Genomic DNA, 24,817 nt, shown 5'->3' with positions numbered 1-24,817 from the left:
TTGTCAGATCGCCTTTTCCCTTATAACGTCACACCGGACTTAAAGATTGCAAGCTCCCGAAAATCGTTTTTTTCGTTATTGACGTATTCTCCGCTTGCAACTTTAATAATGTATTGAATAAAATCTCTCACAATGTGATCTTCTGTTGTTTGGTCTTCCGCCAATCTGCCCGCGTTGTAATCAATCCAATGAGGTTTTGATTGAAATAAATCGGTATTTGTTGATACTTTCACAGTCGGGACAAATGTGCCGAACGGCGTGCCTCTTCCGGTTGTAAACAACACGATGTGACAGCCCGCCGCAGCGAGCGCTGAAGAAGCGATTAAATCATTGCCGGGCGCACTGAGCAGTGTCAATCCCTTTGTTTTCAGTGTTTCACCGTATGTCAGCACATCAGAAACCGGTGCAAGACCGGCTTTTTGGGTGCAGCCGAGCGACTTGTCTTCGAGCGTTGAAATGCCGCCTTCCTTATTCCCTGGTGACGGGTTTTCATAAATCGGCTGCTCGTGCTTCATAAAATATTGCTTGAAATCATTGATCAATCGGACTGTTTTATGAAACACTTCTTCGCTCGCCGCACGCTGCATGAGAATCGTCTCGGCGCCGAACATCTCAGGCACCTCCGTTAAGACCGTGCTCCCTCCCTGTGCAATCAAGTAATCTGAAAATCTTCCTAATAAAGGGTTTGCGGTGATGCCGGAAAAACCGTCCGACCCGCCGCATTTCAATCCGATGCTCAATTCTGACAGCGGAATCTCCTCACGTTTATCTCCCTTTGCCGCAAGGTGTATCTCTTGAAGAAGCGCTGTCCCCGCTTCAATTTCATCTGTGACAGCCTGTGATTCGAGAAATTTCAACCGATCTCCGTTCACTTCAGACAGCGTTTCCTTAATTGCCGCCAACTCATTATTTTCACAGCCCAGCCCTAAAACCAGCACACCGCCCGCATTTGGATGGCGAATGGCGTTAATCAGCATTTGTTTCGTATTCTCATGATCATCGCCAAGCTGGGAGCAGCCGTATTGGTGCTTTAAAACCAACACATTGTCAAAGGGGGCAATGTCTTTCGCCTCTTTTACGAAGCGCTGCAGGATTTTCTCAGCGACGCCGTTTACGCAGCCGACTGTAGGCACGATCCACAGTTCATTCCGGACGCCGGATGTACCGTTTTCTCTTTTGTAGCCTTTAAATGTCCGGTTCTCATTTGTAAAAGGATTGTCCTCGAAGCGCGGTGAATACGTGTATTCTTGCACATCGGATAAATTCGTTTGCAGATTATGGGTATGAATATGCTCGCCGGCCGAAATCCGCCTTGTCGCACGCCCGATTGAAAAACCGTATTTAATGATGCTGCCGTTTTCTTCAATGGTTTGCAGCGCGATTTTATGCCCCCGCTTTACAGGGTCCTTCACTTCAATCGTCAGTCCGTCTGTATGCAGCCGCTCTCCTTTGTTAAAATGGCGCATAGCGAGAAGCACGTTATCGTTTTTATGGATTTTTATGACCTCTTTCATTCCACTTCCCCCTTATTGCCGCAGCATTCATGTAACGCATGCTTCATCCCCCGCTTAAGAATGACAGAGAGAAAAAAAGCCGTTCGTTCAGTCAGCCCCGGAAGATGGTTCAGATTCTTTCCCCACAATCGCTCTTCTCCTAATATAGAAAATGCCGCTTGAAACATATCATCTTTGCAACGGGACCGCGCCATTTGAAAACGGTTCAGAACCTCCTCGCCGTCTGCCGGTTTGTTCGGCCCGTTCCAGTATGAATAGATCATGGCGCTGAATGAAAACACCAGCCTCTCAGGAAGCCGGCCCTCCTGTTCGATATAAGCCTTCAGCGTCGGCAGGTTTCTTGTTTTGAACTTTGCGGCGGCGTTAAGGGTGATGCTTTGCAGATAATGTTGGATATAAGGGTTTTTAAACCGGTGTAACACATCTGCCGCATACTGGGTGACACCCTCCATTTGCAGCACGGGAAGGATTTCTTCATTGATCAGTTCTTCGATGAATCTGCCCGTCACCTCGTGCTCAGCCGCTTCCCGGACGGTTTGGAGTCCGTATAATAAAGCCACTGGCGCCAATGCCGTATGAGCGCCGTTTAAGATTCTCACCTTTTTTGTCCTGTAAGGCGTAAGATCAGACGTGATCAGTGCGTTTAGCCCGGCCTCAGCAAAAGGAAGCTCATTCTGTAGCTGTTCCGGCCCTTCTATCACCCACAAATAATAATGCTCTCCGACCACAAGCAGACGGTCTTCGTATCCGAGAAAATCGGTAAGTTCTTCCGCGGCATCAACAGGAAATCCCGGAACAATCCGATCCACGAGGGTATTGCAGAAGATGTTCGCATCATGAATCCATTGAGTAAAATCAGGCTCCAGCTTCCACAGCCCGGCATATTGAAGCACGGCAGCCTTCAGTTTCCGTCCGTTTTCTTCGACCAGTTCACATGGAAGCACAATGCACCCTTTCTCGGCGGCACCCGCAAATGCCTTATAGCGGAAATAAAGGAACGCCGCTAATTTCCCGGGGAATGTTTTTTGAGGCCTATCCTCAAGCCGGTCGCCTTTCTCAAACGTAATTCCCGCTTCTGTCGTATTGGAGATGATAAAACGAAGATCCTCTTGTGCTGCCAGCTGTTTAAAGGAATCATAGTCAGAAAAAAGATCAATGCCGCGGCTGATGGATTTGACAATCGTGTGTTCTTCAGCCGGTTTTCCATCCTTTAACCCCCGCAAAAAAAGCGTAAACAAACCGTCCTGTTCGTTTAAACGTTTTATTTTCTCAGAGCCTCTCGGCTGTACGGCGACAATGCTTCCGTTAAAATCCGTCAATTGATTCAATTGATCGATCTGCCAGTCAGCGAAGGCCCGCAAAAAGTTGCCTTCGCCGAACTGAAGGACTTTTTCAGGATATTGAATGTATTCACCGCACATCTTTTTATTCAGCTGCCGCAAGCTGTCCGCCTCCTTATATTTATGCACACGTTAACATTTTTCCGTGCGAAAACCCGGATAATCAGACGGGCCGTTATGTGAGTTTTTTAATTGAATCTCTTATCATCACCTCGGTGTTTTCGTATATTTTTTCCGCCGCCGTATCCGGGTCGGTGATAAGCGCCAAAATTTTCTCTGCGCCGAGTATGCTGATTTTTTCAACCGGGCGTTTTACTGTCGAAAGCCTCGGCGTCATGTATTGGGAAATGCCGATGTCATCAAACCCGATAACGGATATATCTTCCGGAACGTTCAGGCCTTTGGCGAAAATGGTATTCATCGCCCCGATCGCCATATCATCGTTTGAACAAAAAACAGCCGTAGGCGGTGATTGAAGCGCCAAAAGTTTTTCCATCGCCTGACTGCCGCTTTCCATATCATAGCGGCCTTTTACACTGTATTCATGCTTAATCGGGATAGAATGATCAATTAAAGATGTCAAATAGCCTTCTTTCCGCTGAGAAGCTGACCTGAATCCTTCCTTTCCCTCAATGATCGCGATATCTCTGTGTCCGTTTGCGATCAGGCAGTCGACCGCCTGTCTGGAGCCTTCTTTATCGTTTGACAGGATATTCGTGATGCTCCGGTCATCAATGTCCCGGTTCAGCACGACGAGCGGGATGTTTTTCTCGCGGATATGATAAATAAATGAATTATCACTGTCGCTTTGGCTCATTAAAATGATTCCGTCATATCTCATGGGCGTAATGGTTTCAAAGCTTTTCAGATCGTCAATCGCGCGGACGAACAAATTGTATTCCTCACTGATTGTGCGGTTTACACCTTTGATGGTATCGGAAAAAAAGCTGTGTGAGGTTCCGTTTGTGATGCTTGTAAAAAACAGTCCGATCGTATGGGACTTTTGCATGGCAAGGCTTTTTGCATTTACATTCGGTGTGTAATTCAGCTGTGAAGCGAGCTCTAATATTTTTTGTTTTGTATGCTCTTTAATGTAGGGGCTGCCGTTAAGTGCCCGGGATACGGTTGTGTGGGATACGTTGGCGAGTTTTGCGATATCTTTTATGGTTACCATCGTTTTTCCTTTCTTTCTGTATGCTGTCATTTATTTCTATTGTATCATTAACGGACAGTCCATAAAATCACTAAAGTTGAGGTTTTGCATGATGTAAGTCCTGAACGAGCTCGGCATGCTGCCGGTCCGTCAGTTTATACATTAAGCCGATAATCAGCATGGCGCACGCTAAAGCGAAAGCCGGGTACAGCAGCAGAAGCCCTTTAATCCCGATTAACGTGCCTTTTGTCTGAGACGCATTCGGGATATAGCCGATAACGCTCAGCCCGATGCCTGAAAGAAAACCTGATAAAGATTGGGCGAGTTTTCTGGAGAAGTTGAAAAGCGAATATGTCGTCGCCTCCTTCCGTTCACCCGTCTTCCACTCTCCGTAATCAATAATGTCCGACACAAGCGCCCACGTAATGCCGTTTGGTATACTGATCCCGATAAAAGCAATGCTCGCTAACGCCGTAAAGATATATACATTTGACGGGAGACAGAAATTCAGCGCATCAGCCGCGGCGCTGACGGCAAAACCGATCATCACCGTTTGCTTTTTTCCGAAGCGTTTGACGAGTTTCGGCATAAACAACACACCTAAAAATGAAGAGCCGATGATGATAAAACTCATGTAGGACATCAGCTCCGCATTGTTGAGATTGTATTGGGCGAAGTAAACAAGCATAGCGGATTTAATGTTGTATGCCGATATTGAGAAAATCGTCATGAAAACGACAGTCAGAAGCGGTTTGTTGCCGATAAAGCATTTGAAAACCGACATGACGGACAGCTTTTCTTTCGGCGCTTCACGGACGATAATTCTTTCTTTGCAGTTTCGGTAGCAGATCATAAATCCCGCGATTCCGATTACGGCCATCATTCCCATGACTGCCGGGTAGCCGATGTGAACGTTATCAAAATGAACGAGAATCGGGATGACGATGACACTTGTAATGAGCAGCGCGCCGAGAGAGCCGATCTGGCGGAATGCGGAAAGCGCCGTTCTGTCCTCCGCATCCTGTGTAATGGCTGCGCCGAGGGAGCCGTACGGAATATTGACAAAAGAATAAGCGACCCCCCACAGCATGTAAGAAGCATAGGCGTACACAAGTTTCCAGGTGACGCTCACGTCCGGTGACACAAAAATCAATACGGTCATGACCGCAAGAATAATACTTCCGAATAATAAGTACGGCCTGAATTTCCCCCGGGGTCCGATCTTTTTTCTGTAGTCAATGGCCGAGCCGACAATCGGATCAGTCAAAGCCGCAAACAGCTTGCTGACCAAAAAAATACTGCCGGCGAACGCTGCCGGAATGCCTGCGACATCTGTGAAAAACTTCAGCAAATAGATCTGCCCGAGATCAAACATAAATCCGTTCCCAAAATCTCCGAAACCATAGGATACTTTTTCTTTCAGACTCAGCTTATGCTCCTTCACTTTTGCGCCAGGTGGTGTCACGACAGGCACATTACTCATAGGCCACCTCTTTCATTCCATTTTTTAAAAGCGGAAATATTCCTCAGCATTCCGGTAACAAATTCCCTCGACAATCCTCCCTAAAAGCTCCATATCGCAGGGCGCTTCGCCTTGTTCCGCCCAGCCGCCGATCAGCGTGCAGACAAGCCGCCTGAAGTATTCATGGCGGGGATAGGACAGGAAACTTCTTGAATCCGTCAGCATCCCGATAAAACGGCTGAACAGACCTGCGTTTGATAACGCTTTCATTTGTTGAAGCATTCCATCTTTCGTGTCATTAAACCACCAGGCTGTGCCGAATTGAATTTTCCCCGGTGTTTTCCCATCCTGAAAGCTGTTGATCATGCTGGCGATAATATAGTTGTCATTCGGATTCAGAGAATACAAAATCGTTTTAGGCAATTGCCGCTTTTTTTCGGCGGAATCTAACAGCCGGGCAAGCGGTTTTGCGATACATTCATCATTAATCGAGTCATATCCCGTATCAGGACCGAGGCTGCTGAACTTATTTGTATTGGTATTTCTTAACGCGTTAATATGGAACTGCATCGCCCAGTCCAGTTCGGCGTAAAGACCGCAAAGATATTGCAGCGTCCGTGTTTTGAATTTCTTTTCATCTTCAAAAGACACATGCTCTCCGCTTAATCCGGCGGCAAAAATCCGGGCCGCTTCCTCTTCGGTCGTCTCGGCATAAACCATTTGATCTAATGCGTGATCCGACACTCTTCCCCCGGCATTGTGAAAAAAGCGGACGCGGGATTCCAACGCATCCAAATACGATTGGTAGGTGGTGACAGCCATTCCGGAAGCGCTCTCCAGCGACCGGACCCAATCGGCAAAACCCGGGCTGCTGATGTCCAGACCTTTGTCAGGCCGAAATCCGGGCAGCACTTGAACCGGAAAATCACTTTCTTTTAACAGTTCATGGTATGTCAGCGCATCGGCAGGATCATCGGTTGTGCAAATGACTTTGACATTTGATTTCAGAATGAGATCTCTTGCGCCAAACCCGTCTCCCTGCAGGAGCTCATTCGTTTTTTTCCAAATTGCCGCGGCCGTTTTTTCATTCAATACGTCATAAATACCGAACCAGCGCTGCAGCTCTAAATGCGTCCAGCTGTACAGCGGATTGCCTATCGCCATCGGCACCGTTTTTGCCCAGGCGAAAAACTTCTCTTCATCTGAAGCGTTTCCGGTAATGCAGCGCTCTTCAATGCTGTTGGCCCTCATAATCCGCCACTTGTAGTGGTCACCGTAAAGCCATGCCTCCGTAATGGTTGCGAAGGTTTTATTTTCATAGATTTCCTTTGGGCTTAAGTGACAGTGATAATCAATGATCGGCATGTTTTCAGCGTATTCCCGGTACAGCATTACGGCCGTTTTACTATCCAGTAAAAAGTCATCACCCATAAAAGCTTTCACACTTTCATCCTCCCTCTTAAAAATGTTAACGTTAACAAAATGGTTCTTTTTTATTTTAGCTTCCTCTTTCTCACATATCAATCATTTTTATTTTTTTTTCAGAAAATTGTATCTGTTAACATTTTCATGTAAAAAAGACATTGCCGAGAAAAGTCCGGCAATGTCTTCTGTGTGATCTTAAGGATTAGTAAGCGAGGCTGAATAATCCTTTGATATGTGTTAAATAACGTACGTTACTTGCTTCTTTCATTAAAGATGCCGGAAGGCCTTTCAGCGGAGTAGAGTTCGCTCCGATGATGGCAACCGCGTCTTTACGTCCGAGGCTTGCAAGCGTACCAGAGTTTACAGGCTTGAATGTTTCAAGCGTTTTTCCTTCTAAGTAAGCGAACAGGTTGTAACCGACAAGTTCACCCATCTGCCAAGCGATTTGCGCTGTCGGCGGGTACGGACGGCCGTCCGGCGCAAAGTATACAGCGCTGTCTCCGACAACGAATACATCTTCGTGAGAAGTAGATTGTAAGAAATCGTTAACCGTCGCACGGCCGCGGTTCACTTCAAGGCCGGATTCGCCGACTAACGGGTTGCCTTGTACGCCGCCTGTCCATACAAATGTGTTGGCAACGACTTTTGAACCGTCTTTCAGATCAATAACGTTTCCTTCAACATTTGTAACAGGAAGACCTGTTAAGAACTCAACGCCGCGTTTTTCAAGACTTTTTGTCGCGCGTTCGATAAGGTCATCAGGAAGAACAGGTAGAATTTTCGGACCTGCTTCTACTAATTTCAGTTTGATTTCTTTCGGGTCTACGCCGTATTTTTTCGTAAGGTTCGGCATGATGTCAGCAAGCTCACCGACAAGCTCGACGCCTGTTAAGCCGCCGCCGCCGATAAGGATCGTTGCATCAGCTTCGTTTTTCGTTTTAGAGTATTCACGCACACGGTCTTCCACGTGTTTGTATACTTTGTTGGCATCAGCAGCAGATTTCAGCACCATGCTGTTTTCTTCGAGTCCAGGAATGCCGAAATAAGCCGTAACAGAACCAAGTCCGACAACAAGCGCGTCATAAGTCAGCTTAGAACCGTCAGAAAGGGCAACTTCTTTCTTATCAACTGAGAAAGAATTGACTTCTGCGATTTTAATGTCAACGTCTTTTCCTTTCAGAAGTTTTTCCAGCGGCATAGCAACAGCCTGTTCAGACACGTTGCCGGCTGCAAGGCGGTGCAGTTCCGTAATGATTTGGTGAGTCGGGTATTTGTTCACAACGGTTACGCGTGCTTCATCTTTACTGTAATGTTTGCGAACGGTTAAAGCAGAAAGAACTCCGCCGTAACCAGCGCCTAAAATGACAATATGTTTTGACATCGTATATCCTCCGTCCTTTATATCAATTTGAATCTGAGATTATTTTTGTTTTTCGTTCATGATTTCAAGATAGCTGTTAGCAAAACGGAACAGCTTTTGAGCTTGAGGATCTTTCAGCATGCGCAGCAGGCCGAAAAGTCCGATCGTTTCATTGCTTGCATCCGCGCGGTCTTTTGCTTCGATGGCAGTAGCCGCAACTTCTTTCGCTGTTTCTTTCACCGGCTCAAGAATTTCTGTAAGCGCACCCACTGTATCGCTCTTCAATACTTCGTCTGTCGCTACAGACTGTGCAAAATCATAAGACTTCGTTAAAATATTTACTAACTCAGTCAGTTTTGGAAGCTGATCCACTAAAACAGTCAGTGATTCTTGAACTTCAGGTTTTAGCAGCTGATCAATAAGATCGCGTTGGCCTTGGCTGACAGATGCATTTGTTTGATCGATTGTTTCTGGCATATCCGATTCTCCTTTACTATAAGCAGTATGCTGATTTTTTTGGAAAGGGTAGCCTTTCCCCCCTTCATGCAGAAAAGCATGAAAAAGCAAGATTGTGAATTCATGCACAATCATTTACAAAAATAAATGTTTACTACCCAGTTTTTCACTTTGCCATATCCAGTATTATTTTTATATCAACAAAAACAATTGAATAAGTCAAAATTTCTTTTTCCTCTCTGAAAATAGCAAACATAAAAAACCCCAATTTGATTTACTCTTATATAATAACACTTTTTGAACAAAATTTGAACGTGAATTGTTTCGTTTATGAAATTATTTATATGGCGGGGGTGTAATAACGTTTCTTTTAGGCTATTTTTTTACAGACCGTCCGCTTTTCCCCTGTCATTTTTCCCACAATTCTAAAAGCGGGCCCGATTTTCCCGTAAAGGGGTCACATTCCGGGAGCGGGACACGGCTGATTTCTTCTGAAGTTCTATCATTTTTCTCCGTTTTTGTATCGTACTGCCGGCCGCCCGGATAAGCCCCGATCACGGTAAAATCAGAACTGCCCGACAGTTTTTTATGTCCGGTGCCGGCCGGAATGACCGCTGCGTCTCCCGTTTGAAGAACGGCGTCCGCCCCTTGTTCCCCGCCGAACCTCAAAACCGCGGTTCCTTTTACCACGACAAGAACTTCGTGCGTGGTGCTGTGAAAATGATGATACGGAAACACTCCGCCCGTCCAGCTGTTCGACCAATCGTGCCGGCTGAGGACGGACTCTGCTTTCTGTACCGTTTCTTCATTAAATACCGCTTTATAAATAACAAGCGGAAGATTCGGGTTATTCGGAATGCGGCCGTCATCTTCGAAATAAAGCACTTGAATATCCTCTTTTTGCATTGTGTTCACCTCCGTATATGTCTGTTTCCCATTCATCATTTATTAAAACGCTATTTTCTCATATTCCATTGCGAAGCCTGCCGGTGAATAGTATAGTATAAAAAAATATGTGTCAAAATGAGGGATTTAATGAAAGCCATCGTGATCGGAATATTGGCATCTCTGTTTTTTGCAGTCACATTTATTTTAAACAGGGCGATGGAGCTTTCCGGCGGAAGCTGGATGTGGAGCTCTTCCCTGCGTTTTCTTTTTATGATTCCGTTTTTATTTTTGATTGTTTATGCGAAAGGAAAATGGGCGCCGCTCTGGCATGAAATCCGGAAAAAGCCGTTTTTTTGGCTGAAGTGGAGTTTTACCGGGTTCGTGCTTTTTTATGCCCCGATTACGTTTGCGGCGGCATATGGGCCGGGCTGGCTGATCGCCGGCACGTGGCAGATTACAATTGTCGCGGGTGTGCTTCTGTCGCCGTTTTTCTGCGAAACAAAAAATTCACCGGCGGGCCCGGTTTCCGTCAGACAAAAGATCCCGCTGATTTCGCTGGTTACTTCCGTCATCATCCTGATCGGAGCCGGGCTGATTCAGCTTCAGCATGCGGGTTCTCTGTCCGGCCGCACGATACTATTCAGCGTGGCGCCGGTCGTCGTCGCGGCGTTTGCCTATCCGCTCGGCAACCGCAAAATGCTGGAACAATACGGCGGAAAACTCGATACGTTTCAGCGGGTGCTCGGCATGACGCTCGCAAGCCTTCCGTTTTGGCTTTTGATCGCCGCTTTCGGCTGGTATAGAGACGGGCTTCCCTCAATGGGACAGACATTCCAATCCTTTATCGTCGCACTCAGCTCGGGCGTTATCGCAACAGTATTATTTTTCCGCGCCACCGATATGGTGAGGAATGAGCCGCAGAAGCTCGCTGCTGTTGAAGCGACGCAGTCCGGAGAGGTTCTTTTTGCACTGATCGGCGAAATCGTCTTTTTATCCGCGGCGTTTCCGTCACTTCTTTCATTTGCCGGACTGTTCATTATTATTGCGGGAATGGTCATGCATACATTCGCTTCCCGGCAGACAGACCAGAAAACGGCGGAGCAAACGTCAGCCAATCTCACCGGTTCCTGATTTTTTACGAAAGGTGTCATCCCATATGAAAGAAGAAATTCCGGCAATATCTTTTCTGTCAGCCGGCAAACGCTTTGAACAAAACAATACGTCCTTTGATGTCCTAAGCCGTGTAACCGGACATATTCAAAAAGGTTCTATCACGGCGTTGATAGGGCCTTCCGGCGCGGGAAAAAGCACATTGCTGTCACTTTGCAATCTGATGAATACACCTGATGAAGGGGAAGTTCTTGTATTCGGAAAAGAAATAAGGCGCTGGGATATCAGGGAGCTCAGAAAAACCGCGGGCCTTGCATTTCAATCAGCTCCCCTCACGGGGGGCACGGTGCGGGACAACCTTCTGCTCGCAGAAAAACTCCACGGGGCGCAGCACTATACCCCTGAAGAGCTCGCAGATTTTACAGACCTTCCGCGCGGGCTTCTGGATCGGAATGCGAAAGAATTATCCGGAGGTCAGCGGCAGAAACTCTCATTAGCGCGAACTCTCGCCGGACTGCCGTCCATCCTGCTGCTGGATGAAATCACCTCGGCGCTCGACCCCTCATCCGTTCTCACCATTGAGAAACTGATTACGAAACTCCATCGGCAAAAACAGCTGACAATCCTGTGGATCACCCATAACCTTGAACAAGCAGAACGATTATCCGATACGGTATGGTTTATGGCTGAGGGACGGCTTTTAGAGACCGCGGAAACGAAAACGTTCTTTAAGGAACCGAAACACGAAAAAGCCCGGGCGCTTTTACAAGGGAGCGGGTGCTGATATGAATGATCTTTCACTGTTACTAACAAGTATATTTGTCATTATCGCTTTATTCCTGTCTAAATCTTTTAAAGCCGGCGTCGAAAAGGATATGATCGTCGCAACCGTCAGGGCCGTCATTCAGCTTCTCATCATCGGCTATGTGCTGTCGCTGATTTTTCGCGGTGATCACCCGATATTTATCATATTAATGGTGCTTCTCATGCTCACGGCCGCTTCGCACAATGTCGCCAAACGGAAAAAAATGCGGATCGGCTCATTTTGGCGCGTTTTTCTGACACTGGCAATCGCGGAAACCGTGACGCAGGGACTTTTACTGACCCTTCACATCATTCCGTTCACTTCAAGATATGTCATTCCGATAAGCGGCATGGTCATCGGAAACTCCATGGTGCTCTCAAGTCTGTTTTTAAGCCGGCTCAGTTCGGAAGCAGACCTGCGGAAAGAAGAAATCCAGCTGATTCTCTCTCTCGGAGGAACGCCTAAGCAGGCCGTCCGGCAGATATTGACGTCCAGTATGAAGCTCAGTATGATCCCGACGCTAGAAAGCCAGAAAACATTGGGTCTCGTTCAGCTTCCCGGCATGATGACGGGGCAGATTTTAGCGGGGGCTGATCCGATACAGGCGGTGCGCTTTCAGCTGCTGATCGTTTTTACAACGATGGCCTCCGCTCTTCTTACATGCATTATACTCAGCGCCTTGACATATCCTTCCCTTTTCACGGAACACTGGCAATTAAAAAAATTCAGCAGGGAAGCGTAAGCTTTTTTCCCTGCTGAATGGTGGTTTATGACAAGGTCAGAGATTCATAGTAACGGGATAATTCAATAATCATCGCTCCCATCCGCTCAATGTCCGGAGCAAGGACCCTCTTTACCCCTTCATCCCGGATCGCTTCAGCCGTCACTTTGCCGACTGCGGCGGCAAGCACATGTTTTTCGAATGCCTGCTGCAATTCTTTTGCGGATCCTTTTTCTTTTGCATAATCAAAGAGAGAGCGCACTTGAATGGCTGTCGTAAAACATACGGCATCGACCTCTCCGTTTAACAGCTCTCCCATCAGTTTATCGACCGTCTCCCTTTCAGGCGGAATATGCTGATACGGCAGAACAGGGAATACCTCCGCTCCGTTTTTCTCAAGGAACTCCGTTAAAACCGGCGCTTTTTCGCCATGAAGCTGTATCATAACTTTTTTATCTTTAAAGTCAAATCGTTCCAAGGAGCGGATCAGCCCTCTTGTTGTACCGTCTTCATCTGAGGCATGCGGCGTGATGCCGAGCTTTTTTAAGGCCGCATATGTTTTATAGCCTCTGCAGCCGATTTTCGCTTCATGAACGGCCGCTAAAAATTCTTCTTTCAGACCGATTTTTTCCGATACCGACAATAACGTTTCCGTACCGATGCCTGTGGTGAATATCACCCAGTCGGCTTTTTGCTCGGCAAATGTTCTTACGTCGGGTTCCATTTGATCCTCCGCCAGGTATACGGTTCCTTGGAGGGAACGGATGACCGCCGTTCCGCCCTGCTTTTCTATTAATTTTGTGATCTCTTCTGTTTTCCGCGAACCGCCGATGGCAATCCGTTTCCCGTTCAATCCTTTTCCCATCGCTGTTTTCTTCTTCCCTTCAGATGCCGGGCGCCCTATGGCAGGCCGTCATTTATTTCTATTATTGTTACGCAATCAGCCGGGAAAATCAAGCTATGCTCCCGTTGAATCCCCCGTGCAGTTGCTGTATCATTAACCGGGCAGAACGATTTGATTCGCGGAGGGACTTTCAATCATGGAAACAAAAAAAGAGTTCGAGACAAAAGGATACGATACTTCGGTCATTTATGAGTTCAATGAATATCCTGATGTTCACAGCGGCCGATGTGACAATTGCGACTACACGCTGTTTAAAAGCTCAGTGAAGGGCGGAAAATTTTTGAGGGAATGCCGGAGATGCGGCATGAAGAAAAACATATAACAAAACAGGCAGCCGTCCGGTGCTGCCTGTTTTCCTAATCAATTTTCGACGGACGCCTCTTTCAAAAATTCTTCAATGGCGCAAACAGCCTGTTTAGGGCCGCCGGTTTCTTTTATTTTCTGCTGCATGCTTTTCACGCGGCTGAGAATGTTTTTATCGCCGTATACGTTCTGAACGTCTTTTTGCAGACGGGCCACAGTGACTTCTTTCGGCGGCAGATGCACGCCAAGCCCCAATTCATCCACACGCTTTGCGGTGACCTCTTGTTCGTGCATTTGCGGAACGACAACGAGCGGAACACCCGCATTCATCGCCTCCATTGTACTGTTCATCCCGCCGTGAGATACGAACAGCTTTGCTTTCTCCAGCACATCAAGCTGCGGAACGTGCTGGCGGATGATAAAGTGATCGGGGACATCCGAAAAACTTTCCGGATCAATTGTTGTGCCGACTGACATAATAACCCGCCAGTCCGAGTCCCGAAACGCGTCAATACACATCCGGTAAAATTCAGGCCAGGCGTTAAACGCCGTTCCCAGTGAGATGAGCATAAGCGGACGGTCATCGGCTGCATCAATTTCCAGACTTCCCGTATTTGTGCGTTCCCCAAGAGACGGACCCGCAAAACAGAATCGTTCATCAAAGGTTTCCTGTTTCGGCTGAAAGGCCCTTGGCATAAAGACGATATTCAATTTTTCAGGCATGAAAAATTCTTCCATTGTCATCCGTTTCACTTGTTCATTTTCAATTTTCTCCTGATATTCTTCTATCGCCTGTTTGGCCGCTTCCATCGTTTCTTCGTCTCTTCCTAATTGAAAATACTCATTCATTGCATAGCTCGGGCAGAACTTTACGGCCGGGATGCCGCCATTATCCGCAAACAATTTTCCGGCAAGCGCTAAAAAATCAAACAGGACGATGTCAGGAAGGTCGTCTTTGTACAGCTCTTCCAGCTGCGGAAGCACTTCAACCGCTTCTTCCAGAAACATCACAAACGCGTCACTTTTGTTTACCCGTTCTTTTATCGTCTTCGGGTCCGCCTTTATGCTTGTGCGGTATAAAACGGGAATGGCACCCGTTTTGGCAACGGAAGCTTCAAATTCCTCAGTCGTAGCGAATGTCACTTTATACCCGCGATTGACAAGTTCCTCGGCTACAGGCAGCGTGGGATTGACATGACCGTGAGCGGCTACATTAATAATGGCGATGTGTGTTTTTCTCATCTTTTTTCTTCTCCCTCATTTTCGTTTATCTCGGCTTCTAAAGACTCCAGCCCGTACATGACACTGTTTCGGATCGGCTCAATCCGGACGGGCTCAAAGTGTGAAAAGGCTTTTACAATTCCTTTCAGTGCGGCTTCCGCTTCAAGTCTGGCAAGCGGAGCGCCTAAGCAGAAGTGTACGCCGAATCCGAAGGAAAGGTGCGGATTCGATTGGCGATGGATATCAAATACGCCCGCCTTCTCAAATTTGTTTTCATCACGGTTGGCAGATGCAACGTAGCAGAGAACGATCTCTCCGCTTTTCAAGCGGCGCCCGCGCAGTTCAGTGTCGTGCCGGACCGTCCTTCTGACAAACGGAGCGGGAGCGCGAAAACGCAGCGTTTCTTCCACCGTTTGCGCGATGAGAGAAGGGTCCTGTCTCAGCTCTTCATAAAGGCCGGGCGTCTCTAATATGCTGTAAACCGCATTTGAAATGAGATTAGTCGTTGTTTCATTTCCCGCCACTAAAAGCAGGTTGCAAAACGGGATCAGATCTTCTGGCGTGAGCTTCTCCCCCTCTTCTTCCTCTTTTATCAAAATAGAAATAATGTCTTGGCCGGGCTGTTTTCGTTTGCTTTCTATTATTTCCGTAAAAAACGCCGCCAGCTCCGCCTCACATTGGTCACGTTCCTGCTGATTTTTCTCCGCCGCTTCAGGACTCGCATCTTTCGGCATGCTGACGAGAATATCCGACCATTTTTTAAACTGATCCATACGTTCGGACGGAACGCCTAATAATTCTGAAATCACCATGACCGGCAAAGGGTAAGAGAGATCTTTAACGATATCAATCCGCCCTTTGTTCTTTGCCTGTTTCAGGAGATGATCGGTAATGTCTTTAATTCTCGGCTCCCATTCCTTCAAGACGCGGGGAGTGAAAGCGCGATTGACGGCAGATCTGATTTGGGTATGTTTCGGCGGGTCCATATTCAGCATGGACTTTGCAATCGAGCTTTTCACATCAGTCATGCGGCTTGAGAACGTCTCTTTATCACTGATGACTTTTTTGACATCATCGTATAAAAACACACTCCAAACCTTCGTTTCTTCATCAAAGTATATAGGGCTTTCCCGTCTCATTTTTTCATACCAAGGAAAAGGGTTGTATACGTCCAGGCCGTTTTTTCCTTTCATCAGGGTTCTTTGGATGGCTTGTCTCGTGCTCCTCAGCTTACTCATGTTACATCACTCCTGATTGTTTCATATTTGAATAGTTGACGTACCTTGAATTTTATCCTAGCACATATTTTCAATTTTTTTCTATTCATAACCTTAACTATTAACATAACACAACAAAAGTCATGAATCCGGAGGTGAAATTTCTCCCAAGAAAACAGCAGAAGCGCACAAAAAACCCGAGCCTTCAGCCAGGCTCGGGAGAAATGTTCACTCATTCGTCTGCGGTTTCTGATGCTGCTTTTGGTCTTCAGGAGGCTGCGTATTTCTTTCCATATCGTCCGTATCAGCGCCCATGCCTTTCAGGAAAGAAAACAGCAGAGTGACGGCCTTGTTGATTTCCGGGTCTTTTAAAGCGCGGACGATATCAAAATACCCTGTCTTCCTGCCGCTGTCTTTTTCTTCGACGGCCTTTGTGACGCCCGCATTGATTTTAACGATAAACGGCTCAAGCTGTTTTACATCGAGCATGCCGAGAACGCCGCTTAACAGCAGGAGATTTTTCAGCATATTGGCCGTTTCGGGCGTATTCGCCTTCTTCACGAGGATATCCATCACTTTGTCTCCTTGGCCGAAGAGCCCGCGCAGAAGCGCCAAAACGCCGCGCTCGTTCATGTGCTGAAGAATGTGCAGAGATTCCAAAATCGCGTCTTTATTTCGTAAAAGAGCCGTCTCGATCTCTTCTAAGTCCTTTTTTCGTTTGTCTTCTTCTGTGACGGTCTGTTTTCGGATGCCGCTGATTGCTTTAGCCATTCTGCTGTTTCCCCCTTTTTACGGCGTCTCCCGGAAATACATAATCTTGACGCGCCCATTTCCGATCAACCCGGACACCGATCTGCGGCTGCGGGTTTCCGTAACGGAAATTGATTTTCGGAAGCGGATTAACGCCTTCTTTTTTCAAAATCTCCATCTTCGCTGATGTTTCTTTATATGCCGGTGTATCGGTATCCTTATCCGCATAGCTGCTTGTCAAAAGGTTAATGGCGGCGTCTTTTGAATCGTTCATCGGGAGATAGACTTGTTTGCCTTTTACCCTGTCTGTGATGACGCATTTGACTTTCACATTTCCGTACGGTGATGTCAGACGGACAAGCGTTCCGTCTTCCAGCCCTCTTTCTTCGGCGAGTTCGGGCGAGACCTCAAGGAACACACTCGGTGTTTTTTCGGATATTCCTTTTGATCGGTAAGTCAGATTTCCTTCGTGAAAATGCTCGAGCAGCCGCCCGTTATTCACATGGATATCATATTCTTCATCAAATTCTTTCGGCTCGGTCCACTGAACGGGATATAGAATCGCTTTGCCGTCTGAAAACGGAAACTTGTCCGTAAATAAAAGCGGTGAATCGGTTCCGTCCGCTGCTACCGGCCATTGCAGTGAATTGTAGCCTTCGAGACGTTCGTAAGTGACGCCTGCGTAGAGCGGCGAAAGCATTGCCGCTTCTTCCATAATGTCTGCCGGATGTTCATAGCGCCAATCAGCGCCCAGCCGGTTGGCGATGTCCGTAATGATCTGCCAATCAGGCTTTGAATCGCCCAGCGGTTCAAACACTTCGTAAAGGCGCTGCACCCTCCGTTCCGTATTCGTAAACGTCCCTTCTTTTTCAAGGCTCGGGCTTGCCGGGAGCACCACATCGGCGAACTCGGCCGTCCGCGAGAGAAAAATATCCTGCACAACGAAGAAATCAAGCTTTTCAAATGCGGCATGAACATGGTTGATATTGGAGTCGACAAGCCCCATTTCTTCCCCTTTTACATACATACACTTCAGTTTTCCCGAGTGGATGCCCTCGATCATTTCATGATTTGTCATTCCGATTTCTTTCGGCAGGTCTGTTCCCCAGCCCTGTTCATACTTTTTGCGGGCTTTTTCATCCGTTACTTTTTCATAGCCGGGGAAGCTGTCAGGCATACTGCCGAAATCACTGGCTCCCTGCACGTTATTATGGCCCCGAAGCGGATATGAGCCTGCGCCGGGCTTGCCGTAATTTCCGGTCACAAGAAGCATGTTGGAAATGGCCGTGCTCGTATCACTTCCTCCGATATGCTGGGTGACCCCCATCGCCCACAGTGCGCATACGCTTTTGGCTTCATGAATCATCCGGGCCACTTTGATTAAGGTATCCTTGTCCACACCGGTATGTTTTTCCGCATATTCCATCGTATAAGGTTCAAGGCTTTTCACGAATTCATTTAATCCGTTCACTCTCTCCTTCAGAAATGCAGTATCCGCCAAATCGTGATCAAGCAGATATTTCGATACGGCATTCAGCCAGACAATATCTGATCCGGCACGCGGTTGGAAAAACACGTCGGAGCGCTCGGCCATTTCATGTTTTCGCAAGTCAGCAACGACGAGCTTCTGTCCGTGCAGTTTATGAGAACGTTTAATGCGTGTGGACAGGACGGGGTGAGACTCAGATGTATTTGAACCGATAATCAGCACGAGCTCAGCTTTTTCTATATCTGTAATCGACCCTGAATCACCGCCGTATCCGACCGTTCTGAACAATCCGGCCGTGGCGGGAGACTGGCAGTAGCGTGAGCAGTTGTCGACATTATTTGTTCCGATAACGGCTCTTGCAAGCTTCTGCATCACGTATGATTCTTCATTCGTGCATTTGGAAGATGTGATAAACGCAAGCGTGTCCGGGCCGAAATGTTCTTTTATATCGGTAAATTTATCAGCGATCAGCTGCAGCGCTTCATCCCATTCCGCCTCCCGAAACGAGTCTCCTTCCCGGATAAGCGGTTTGGTAAGGCGCTTTTCACTATTGACGAAATCCCAGCCGAATTTCCCTTTCACACACGTCGAAATTCCATTTGCGGGCGCCTCAGCCTGAGGCTCGACCTTTAAAATGTCTCTTCCTTTCGTCCATATATCAAAACTGCAGCCGACACCGCAGTATGTGCATACGGTTTTCGTTTTTTTGATTCTTTCATCCCGCATGGCCGATTCCATATCCGATATGGCTAAAATTGATCCGTATCCGGTTTCGACGCCTTTTGTGATGTCAATCATCGGCCGAAGCGTCTCTTGGCTGATGCCTGTTAAATACCCAGCTTCGCCTTCCATGCCTTTTTCCATCATGGCATTGCACGGACATACCGTCGAACAATGTCCGCAGGAAACACATGATGATTCATTGATCGGCACATCCTGATCCCAAATGACCCGCGGGCGTTTCCGCTCCCAATCAATGCTTAAGGTTTCGGTTACCTGTACGTCCTGACAGGCTTCGACGCAGCGTCCGCACAAAATGCACTGATCGGGATCATATCGGTAAAACGGATTTGATTCATCTTTAGGATACGGTTTTTGATCGAACGGAATGCTTTGATGATTGATTTTCATTTCCTTTACGGTATTATGTATTTCGCAGCTCCCATTGTTGTAATCACAGACCGTACAGTACAATTCATGGTTGTGCAAAATGTTGTCCATGCCGATAACCTGCGCTTTTTTTACATCGGACGATAGCGTATCAATGACATCTCCGTCCTTTATTTGCGCGGAACACGAACGCACCAGTTCCCCGTTAACATTGACGATACAGGTATCGCACGTTTCAATCGGCCCGAGACTCGGGTGATAACACACGTGCGGCACGTCAATTGAACTATTGTTCAAAAGCTGCAAAACGGTTTGGCCGTCCGGCGCTTCCATTTCAACCCCATTGATTGTAACTTTCTTTGTATCAGCCATTTTCTTTCCCCTTTCTGTACCCCTCTATACATCCTCTATGATTCCCAACCGGCCTTTCACTAAAACATCTCGTTTATCTCAGGAAACATACGGGTATGAGCGGTAAAAAGGAGGCGTTCACATGTTGAAGAAAAAAACACTCGTCACGGGATTATCGGCAGTGATCCTCACGGGATGCGCTTTCGGAGCAGAAGCATTTTCGGATACACAGCCCGTCCATGCCGCAGCCGCTTCAAAAACGGAAAACCAGCGTGCACAAGAACTGGTGAACAGCCTTTACCAATCGGCATTTAAAGGGGAAATGCCGCAAAATGTGAAAGGCCTGAAAATCAACCAAAGCACAAGACAGGACGTTTACAATAAAATCGGCGAGCCGGAACAAAAAGCAGACAGCCGCAATCCATTTGATTTATACAGCTGGAACATGGGAAACCCCGGGTATGGATTTTCCTATCATAAAAACGGAAAAATCTCGGAAATACGCTATTTCGGAACGGGGGTCGAGCGGCGCTTAAACCTCGGCAGCGTCACACCTGACGTCTTAAGCAAACAAATCGGCAGCGCTGACAAAATCCTGACAGTGCCAGAAACGGGCGAAACAGATTACGTCTACCATACGGGGCAGTATGAGCTCCGCTTCGTCATCGGCAGTGATCAAAGAGCAGATCATGTCAACCTAAAAGCCAGATAACGCAAAAAAGCGGCCTCCCGGGCCGTTTTTTTCATAGACAGCTTCTCCGTCGTTCCTTACAATACATGGGAGTACAAAAAAAGGGGAACAGTGTGAAGTGAATAGACATCCATTGACATACGGAATATGTACCGTTTTTATCATCGCCCTCGGTTTGCTGTCCAGAACCGCATACATCACCGCCCTATTGCCCGGCATCATAAACGCTTATTTAGGAGATGCCTTGTGGGCGGCAATGATTTTTACAGGATTCGGGCTTTTATTTCGGCACATCCGGACGGAAACAGCCGCAATTTTGAGCCTCTCGTTTTGCTGTCTGATTGAATGCAGCCAGCTGTATCACGCGCCGTGGATTGACGCGGTCAGAAGCAGCACGCTCGGCGGGCTGATCCTCGGCTGGCAATTTGTCTGGAGTGACATTTTTGCCTATACCCTCGGGGTATGCGCTACCGCACTTCTAGAATGGGCCGTAAAAAGAAACCGCCAGCCCTCTTCATAATCGGAGCACGCCGCCGATATGAACGGATAAGGAGGTGGAAGCTATGGATATCCCTGCGTTATCAATCGCAATGCATCAGGCATCTCTGGCGCAGAATGTAAATATCGCTTTAACAAAAACGGTCCTGCAGCATGCACAGGCTGCGGCGGAAGAAACAGTGAAAATGCTGCCGTCCCAGCACCCGACTGCCGGACATTCAATTGATGTGAAAGTGTAAAAAAGATGCCGGATGATAACCGGCGTCTTTTTTTTGCCCATTGTACATACACCGTACCGGGCATACAGGAATAAGGTAAACGGAACCAACATTTGAAAAGGAGGTTTTCCTCTTGTACGATCCTTTCGATCATGAATACACAGCCGAGAGCCACGAACGGGTGCCATATCATTATCCGCGGCCGCCTTATTATTACCCCAGACCATATCCATACTATCCGCGGCCGCCTTATTATTACCCTAGACCATACCCATACTATCCGCGGCCGTATATCCCGTTCTATCCTTGGTATTAATGTTTGAAAAGAAATGACTGCAGACAGGAGGCTTCCCCTGTCTGCTATTCAACTTTGACCGACAGGATATACGGGAGGGCTTGAACTTTCTCCATTACCGCTGCTTTCCCGCTTTTGCTTTTCACCCTTCCCTTCACTTCAAGCACCGCCTTATTCAATTCATAGGACGTAATCAGAATTCCTTTTTCCTCAAGAGAAGTTAAAATATCATGCATGACGGCTTTCTCTTCAATCCTGAAACTGACAGACAAAGAATGCGCCGCCGGTTTAAACAGAAAATTTAACAGTTCAAGCCCGATTAACGCCAAAATCGTGCCGCTGATGCCGATGACATACATACCTGCCCCGATCGTCAGCCCGATCCCCGACGTAGCCCAAATCCCCGCGGCCGTCGTAAGCCCCCGCACGACATGCCGCTGCAAAATAATCGTGCCGGCTCCTAAAAATCCGACGCCGCTGACGACCTGCGCCGCCACCCGGCTCGGATCAAAGGACGTATGGCTGTTGGATAACAAATCAAAAAAGCCGTATTTGGAAACGATCATCATCAAGGCGCTGCCGACGGCCACTAAAAAATGCGTCCTCAAACCGGCTTCCTTTGCCCTGAATTCTCTCTCCAATCCAATAAGAGCCCCAAGCAGACCCGCAACCGCCAGACGAATCACAAAATCAAGTTCCATCCGTCTCTCTCCTTTCCTTATCTTCTTACCCGCTTTTTATCCCCCGTATCTTTTTCAATCAGCACAGGACTGCCCTGCTGAAAAAAACTGCATTTGAATATATACTTTGGTTCTTTATCATATTGTCAGTGCTCTTATTTATATGCGGAAGGTATTAAGCTGCCGTTTCTTAAAATAAGGAAAATGACTTATTGAGAGTATATTAAATAAGTTTATTCGTTGAAGCTGCGGCCGCTTGTCTCTTCCAATCTTCTAAAAACAGAACGAATGCCGCTCCCTCATGCTCAAAATTGCTTTCAATCTGCGAAAATATATCGTAATATAAGATGTAATCTTAATAAACGATAGAAGGTGGATGATGATGTCTAACGAAATAATACGATTAAATGACCTCTGGACAGATATTTACTACCGGCTCCGTTATCAGCACCATGAAAAAATCACTCACCAAGGTGTACGGATTCTGCAAGTCATTCAAAAAGAGAAGGCAGTCGGAATAAAAGACATTGCCGAAGCGATTCAAGTATCGCATAATACTGCTTCGGAACATATAAAGCGGTTACTGAAGAAAAAGTATGTTTATAAAACCAGAAATGTTGAAGATGAGAGGAAAGTCATTTTAAAACTTACCAGTTTGGGGGCGGATGTCCTTTACCGGCATTCCGGTCTTGATGAAGAAAAGCTTAAACAGCTTCTTTTTGACAACATGAATAATGAAGAACGAACACTTGTCTTAAAAGCATTCAGTTTGATGAAGGAGCGTGCTGAAGATGTTTACGATCGTTAAAATCATTGTCTCCGCTGCTATTATTGGGGTTATCACTGAAATATCAAGAAGAAGCCCGAGTTATGGAGGTATTATAGCGGCTTTACCAATTGTCAGTATGCTGAGCATGATTTGGCTGTACATCCAAGGCGAAACGAAGGAGACATTAAGTCATTTTGCATTCAGCGTGGCTTCCGGCATCCCCTCTACAGTCATTATGCTGGTCATTATCGGCATCGCCCTTCGCCATTCACTGTCTTTCATTGCCGCATCAGGGCTTGGACTTACAGGATGGCTGGTTTTCTTGTATGCTCAGGATTTTATCGTGAAACATATAAACAGTCAGCAATAGGCACCTTAGCGCTTCTTTGGAAGAAATACGAAGAATTAAAAAGACAGGGATATCCCTGTCTTAAAAGTGACTCCGAATAAAAAGCGAAACTCCTTTCTTCACGAGAAGCGCCAAACACAAAAACATCCCGTGTTGCGAACGGAGTCCGCATCTCTACGGCCATACCCGTGTGAAAACCGGCTGATCTCTCAAACAGAATGTCCGGCAATCACCTCAAAAAACGAGGTGAAATCTGTCAGTATCCCGTCACCCGCCAGCTGTTTTTCTTCAAATAGCGCGCGGTTTTTTCCGTGCGGGTCAATGGCCATAATCTTGCCCGCACCTGCTTTTTTCGCCGCTGTGAGCCCCGAAAAGGCATCTTCAATGACCAAGCATTCTTCAGGTCTGAGGCCTAACTTTTCCGATGCGATGAGAAAAATATCCGGCGCCGGTTTTCCGGGGAAGCTCCCGTCATCAAACGTGACTTTGTCAAAATCAAACCACTGATCCAAATGAAAGACGTCAAAGTAAAACTCGACATTTTCCTTTACCGTAGCCGTAGCGATGGTCATCGGCGTTTTAGATTTTTTCAGATGATTCAATACGCCGGTCAGTCCCTTCGTCAGCTTTAATTCGTCTTTGTTTTCAAGGCATAATTCTCTGTAGTAAGCTTCTTTTTCAAAAGACAGCTTCTTGATTTCTTCATTTGTTAAATCGCCGGAAATAAAATACGTCAGGATTTCACTGTTTGTTCTCCCGTGAATGTTAACGAAAATGTCATCATCAGAAATGGTTTTCGGCGCGTATTTTTTCACCATGAAAAACCATGCTTTTTCGTGCAGATGCGAATCTTGAAACATCGTGCCGTTGAAATCAAAAATAACCCCTTTCATCGAACCGCCCGCCTTTTTTATTTTTTTGCGATTTTGACATCTACATATTGCTCGTAATGAATTTGAACATCTTTCATGACTTTATCATCCGTAATCAGATAGTCCATATCGTGCAAGTTATAGAACACGTAAAAATCTTCCCGGTTAAATTTTTTATTATCCGCCAGCAAAAATTTCGTCCGCGAATTATTCAGCGCGATTTGGTGAGCTTCCCCTTCTTCAATGCTGTAAGAAGAAATCTCATCATTATGTATGCCGTTGGCGCTGATGAAAGCCTTCGTAAAATTGAATTTCTGCAGATTGCCGTTCACGATGGGGCCGACGAAGGCACCGGTATTTTTTCGGAAGTCGCCGCCAATCAGGATGGTATCCGCAGTGTCGCCATGTTTCAAAATATCAAATACGGGATAGTTGTTTGTGATAATCCTGATTCGCTTATGCAGCAGGTGTTTCGCTAAAAGTTCAATCGTCGTGCCGGGCCCTAAAAAAACGGTATCGCCGTCATTTACGTAGGAAGCTGCGAGTTCCGCGATCTTCCCCTTCTCCTCCATTTGAACACCGAGTTTTTCATTATGCGATAATTCGTGATCAATGGAATAAGATATGCTCTGTGCGCCTCCGTGAATACGTACGATTTTTCCGGCCTTATCCAGCTCGTCCAGATCTCTTCTCACTGTCATATCAGAAACTTCCAGTTCATCGATAATATCACTCACCGTAATAAACCCCCGCGAGTTTACGATATCGATGATTTTTAAAAGTCGCTCTTTTTTTAACATGTTCAATCATCCCCTCAACTTTACACACAATCTAACATACTGCGGCAATCCGGTCAACAAAAACAA

25 protein-coding genes and 1 pseudogene are annotated in these 24,817 nt (G+C 46.8%); 10 read left to right on the top strand and 16 right to left on the bottom strand.

Going from position 1 to position 24,817, the window contains the following annotated elements:
* Positions 1–20 precede the first annotated feature (20 nt).
* The 8 genes from L3V45_RS06085 to L3V45_RS06050 form a co-directional block, all read right to left on the bottom strand.
* On the bottom strand, positions 21–1,514 hold the full coding sequence (locus L3V45_RS06085) for a UxaA family hydrolase (RefSeq protein ID WP_063174236.1): 1,494 nt from the start codon (positions 1,512–1,514) through the stop codon (positions 21–23).
* Entirely contained in the window at positions 1,511–2,956 is a 1,446-nt protein-coding gene (locus L3V45_RS06080) for a tagaturonate reductase (RefSeq protein WP_236837297.1), read from the bottom strand. Before L3V45_RS06080 ends, L3V45_RS06085 begins: the two co-directional genes overlap by 4 nt.
* A gap of 73 nt (positions 2,957–3,029) precedes the next feature.
* Positions 3,030–4,028, bottom strand: coding sequence for a LacI family DNA-binding transcriptional regulator (locus tag L3V45_RS06075; protein ID WP_003154904.1), 999 nt, complete (start codon positions 4,026–4,028; stop codon positions 3,030–3,032).
* 70 nt (positions 4,029–4,098) lie between these two features.
* Positions 4,099–5,490, bottom strand: coding sequence for an MFS transporter (locus tag L3V45_RS06070; protein ID WP_236837296.1), 1,392 nt, complete (start codon positions 5,488–5,490; stop codon positions 4,099–4,101).
* 24 nt (positions 5,491–5,514) lie between these two features.
* Positions 5,515–6,912, bottom strand: a complete 1,398-nt coding sequence (uxaC, locus tag L3V45_RS06065) for a glucuronate isomerase (RefSeq protein WP_236837295.1) — start codon at positions 6,910–6,912, stop codon at positions 5,515–5,517.
* 184 nt (positions 6,913–7,096) lie between these two features.
* Entirely contained in the window at positions 7,097–8,275 is a 1,179-nt protein-coding gene (locus L3V45_RS06060) for an NAD(P)/FAD-dependent oxidoreductase (RefSeq protein ID WP_003154907.1), read from the bottom strand.
* A gap of 39 nt (positions 8,276–8,314) precedes the next feature.
* Complete coding sequence (locus L3V45_RS06055) at positions 8,315–8,731, bottom strand: DUF1641 domain-containing protein (RefSeq protein ID WP_003154908.1); 417 nt, start codon at positions 8,729–8,731, stop codon at positions 8,315–8,317.
* Between the two features lie 387 nt (positions 8,732–9,118).
* Positions 9,119–9,616 carry a cupin domain-containing protein gene (locus L3V45_RS06050; RefSeq protein WP_236837294.1) on the bottom strand — a complete coding sequence of 166 codons (498 nt, stop codon included), beginning with the start codon at positions 9,614–9,616 and terminating at the stop codon, positions 9,119–9,121.
* Positions 9,617–9,745: 129 nt separating this feature from the next.
* Here L3V45_RS06050 and L3V45_RS06045 point away from each other — a divergent pair, with 129 nt between their 5' ends.
* From L3V45_RS06045 to L3V45_RS06035, 3 genes are read left to right on the top strand one after another with little or no spacing between them, the layout of a single operon-like run.
* Positions 9,746–10,729, top strand: coding sequence for a DMT family transporter (locus L3V45_RS06045; protein WP_063174240.1), 984 nt, complete (start codon positions 9,746–9,748; stop codon positions 10,727–10,729).
* A gap of 25 nt (positions 10,730–10,754) precedes the next feature.
* Positions 10,755–11,492 carry an ABC transporter ATP-binding protein gene (locus L3V45_RS06040; protein ID WP_236837293.1) on the top strand — a complete coding sequence of 246 codons (738 nt, stop codon included), beginning with the start codon at positions 10,755–10,757 and terminating at the stop codon, positions 11,490–11,492.
* Between the two features lies 1 nt (position 11,493).
* Positions 11,494–12,255 (top strand): ABC transporter permease, encoded by a 762-nt coding sequence (locus L3V45_RS06035; protein ID WP_003154915.1) that lies wholly within the window; start codon positions 11,494–11,496, stop codon positions 12,253–12,255.
* 25 nt (positions 12,256–12,280) lie between these two features.
* On the opposite strand, the gene L3V45_RS06030 is transcribed toward L3V45_RS06035, so the two are convergent.
* Positions 12,281–13,099, bottom strand: a complete 819-nt coding sequence (locus L3V45_RS06030; RefSeq protein ID WP_003154917.1) for a uroporphyrinogen-III synthase — start codon at positions 13,097–13,099, stop codon at positions 12,281–12,283.
* A 175-nt stretch (positions 13,100–13,274) separates the two neighbouring features.
* Between L3V45_RS06030 and L3V45_RS06025 the strand changes: the two genes are divergently transcribed.
* The gene (locus tag L3V45_RS06025; RefSeq protein WP_003154919.1) at positions 13,275–13,460 is read left to right on the top strand and encodes a DUF8096 family protein; all 186 of its coding nucleotides are present in this window, start codon (positions 13,275–13,277) and stop codon (positions 13,458–13,460) included.
* Positions 13,461–13,498: 38 nt separating this feature from the next.
* Here the strand turns inward: L3V45_RS06025 and L3V45_RS06020 are convergent, their stop codons facing one another.
* From L3V45_RS06020 to fdhF, 4 genes are all read right to left on the bottom strand, one after another.
* The gene (locus L3V45_RS06020; RefSeq protein WP_024085179.1) at positions 13,499–14,683 is read right to left on the bottom strand and encodes a macrolide family glycosyltransferase; all 1,185 of its coding nucleotides are present in this window, start codon (positions 14,681–14,683) and stop codon (positions 13,499–13,501) included.
* Positions 14,680–15,900: a cytochrome P450 gene (locus L3V45_RS06015; protein WP_236837292.1), complete on the bottom strand. Its 1,221-nt coding sequence runs from the start codon at positions 15,898–15,900 to the stop codon at positions 14,680–14,682. Before L3V45_RS06015 ends, L3V45_RS06020 begins: the two co-directional genes overlap by 4 nt.
* Positions 15,901–16,107: 207 nt before the next feature.
* Positions 16,108–16,650, bottom strand: coding sequence for a helical membrane plugin domain-containing protein (locus tag L3V45_RS06010; RefSeq protein WP_012117344.1), 543 nt, complete (start codon positions 16,648–16,650; stop codon positions 16,108–16,110).
* Positions 16,643–19,600, bottom strand: coding sequence for a formate dehydrogenase subunit alpha (gene fdhF, locus L3V45_RS06005; RefSeq protein WP_236837291.1), 2,958 nt, complete (start codon positions 19,598–19,600; stop codon positions 16,643–16,645). Before fdhF ends, L3V45_RS06010 begins: the two co-directional genes overlap by 8 nt.
* 121 nt (positions 19,601–19,721) lie before the next feature.
* Here fdhF and L3V45_RS06000 point away from each other — a divergent pair, with 121 nt between their 5' ends.
* From L3V45_RS06000 to L3V45_RS19645, 4 genes are all read left to right on the top strand, one after another.
* On the top strand, positions 19,722–20,291 hold the full coding sequence (locus tag L3V45_RS06000; protein WP_069473347.1) for a YjgB family protein: 570 nt from the start codon (positions 19,722–19,724) through the stop codon (positions 20,289–20,291).
* Between the two features lie 97 nt (positions 20,292–20,388).
* A complete protein-coding gene (locus tag L3V45_RS05995; RefSeq protein WP_236837290.1) occupies positions 20,389–20,790 on the top strand; it encodes a ribosomal maturation YjgA family protein in 402 nt (133 codons plus the stop codon).
* A gap of 43 nt (positions 20,791–20,833) precedes the next feature.
* Positions 20,834–21,007, top strand: coding sequence for a YjfB family protein (locus L3V45_RS05990; protein ID WP_069013283.1), 174 nt, complete (start codon positions 20,834–20,836; stop codon positions 21,005–21,007).
* Between the two features lie 112 nt (positions 21,008–21,119).
* On the top strand, positions 21,120–21,302 hold the full coding sequence (locus tag L3V45_RS19645; protein ID WP_071543315.1) for a hypothetical protein: 183 nt from the start codon (positions 21,120–21,122) through the stop codon (positions 21,300–21,302).
* Positions 21,303–21,585: 283 nt separating this feature from the next.
* Here the strand turns inward: L3V45_RS19645 and L3V45_RS19640 are convergent.
* Positions 21,586–21,982: pseudogene (locus tag L3V45_RS19640) on the bottom strand (MgtC/SapB family protein); the annotation flags it as partial.
* A 361-nt stretch (positions 21,983–22,343) separates the two neighbouring features.
* Here L3V45_RS19640 and L3V45_RS05980 point away from each other — a divergent pair.
* Positions 22,344–22,769 carry a MarR family winged helix-turn-helix transcriptional regulator gene (locus tag L3V45_RS05980; protein ID WP_015388375.1) on the top strand — a complete coding sequence of 142 codons (426 nt, stop codon included), beginning with the start codon at positions 22,344–22,346 and terminating at the stop codon, positions 22,767–22,769.
* On the top strand, positions 22,753–23,100 hold the full coding sequence (locus tag L3V45_RS05975; RefSeq protein ID WP_015388376.1) for a DUF3147 family protein: 348 nt from the start codon (positions 22,753–22,755) through the stop codon (positions 23,098–23,100). The genes L3V45_RS05980 and L3V45_RS05975 overlap by 17 nt, the downstream gene beginning before the upstream one ends.
* A gap of 188 nt (positions 23,101–23,288) precedes the next feature.
* Here L3V45_RS05975 and L3V45_RS05970 read toward each other — a convergent pair whose 3' ends face one another.
* Together L3V45_RS05970 and L3V45_RS05965 are read right to left on the bottom strand one after the other, a co-directional pair.
* Positions 23,289–23,972 (bottom strand): HAD family hydrolase, encoded by a 684-nt coding sequence (locus tag L3V45_RS05970; protein WP_046559501.1) that lies wholly within the window; start codon positions 23,970–23,972, stop codon positions 23,289–23,291.
* A 17-nt stretch (positions 23,973–23,989) separates the two neighbouring features.
* Complete coding sequence (locus tag L3V45_RS05965; protein ID WP_003154937.1) at positions 23,990–24,751, bottom strand: DeoR/GlpR family DNA-binding transcription regulator; 762 nt, start codon at positions 24,749–24,751, stop codon at positions 23,990–23,992.
* Positions 24,752–24,817 lie beyond the last annotated feature (66 nt).

This window comes from Bacillus sp. R45 (assembly GCF_021729365.1).
GTDB classification, from domain to species: Bacteria; Bacillota; Bacilli; order Bacillales; family Bacillaceae; genus Bacillus; species Bacillus velezensis.
Note: the sequence above shows the minus strand (reverse complement) of the source record. Positions and strands in the feature narration are given on the sequence as shown.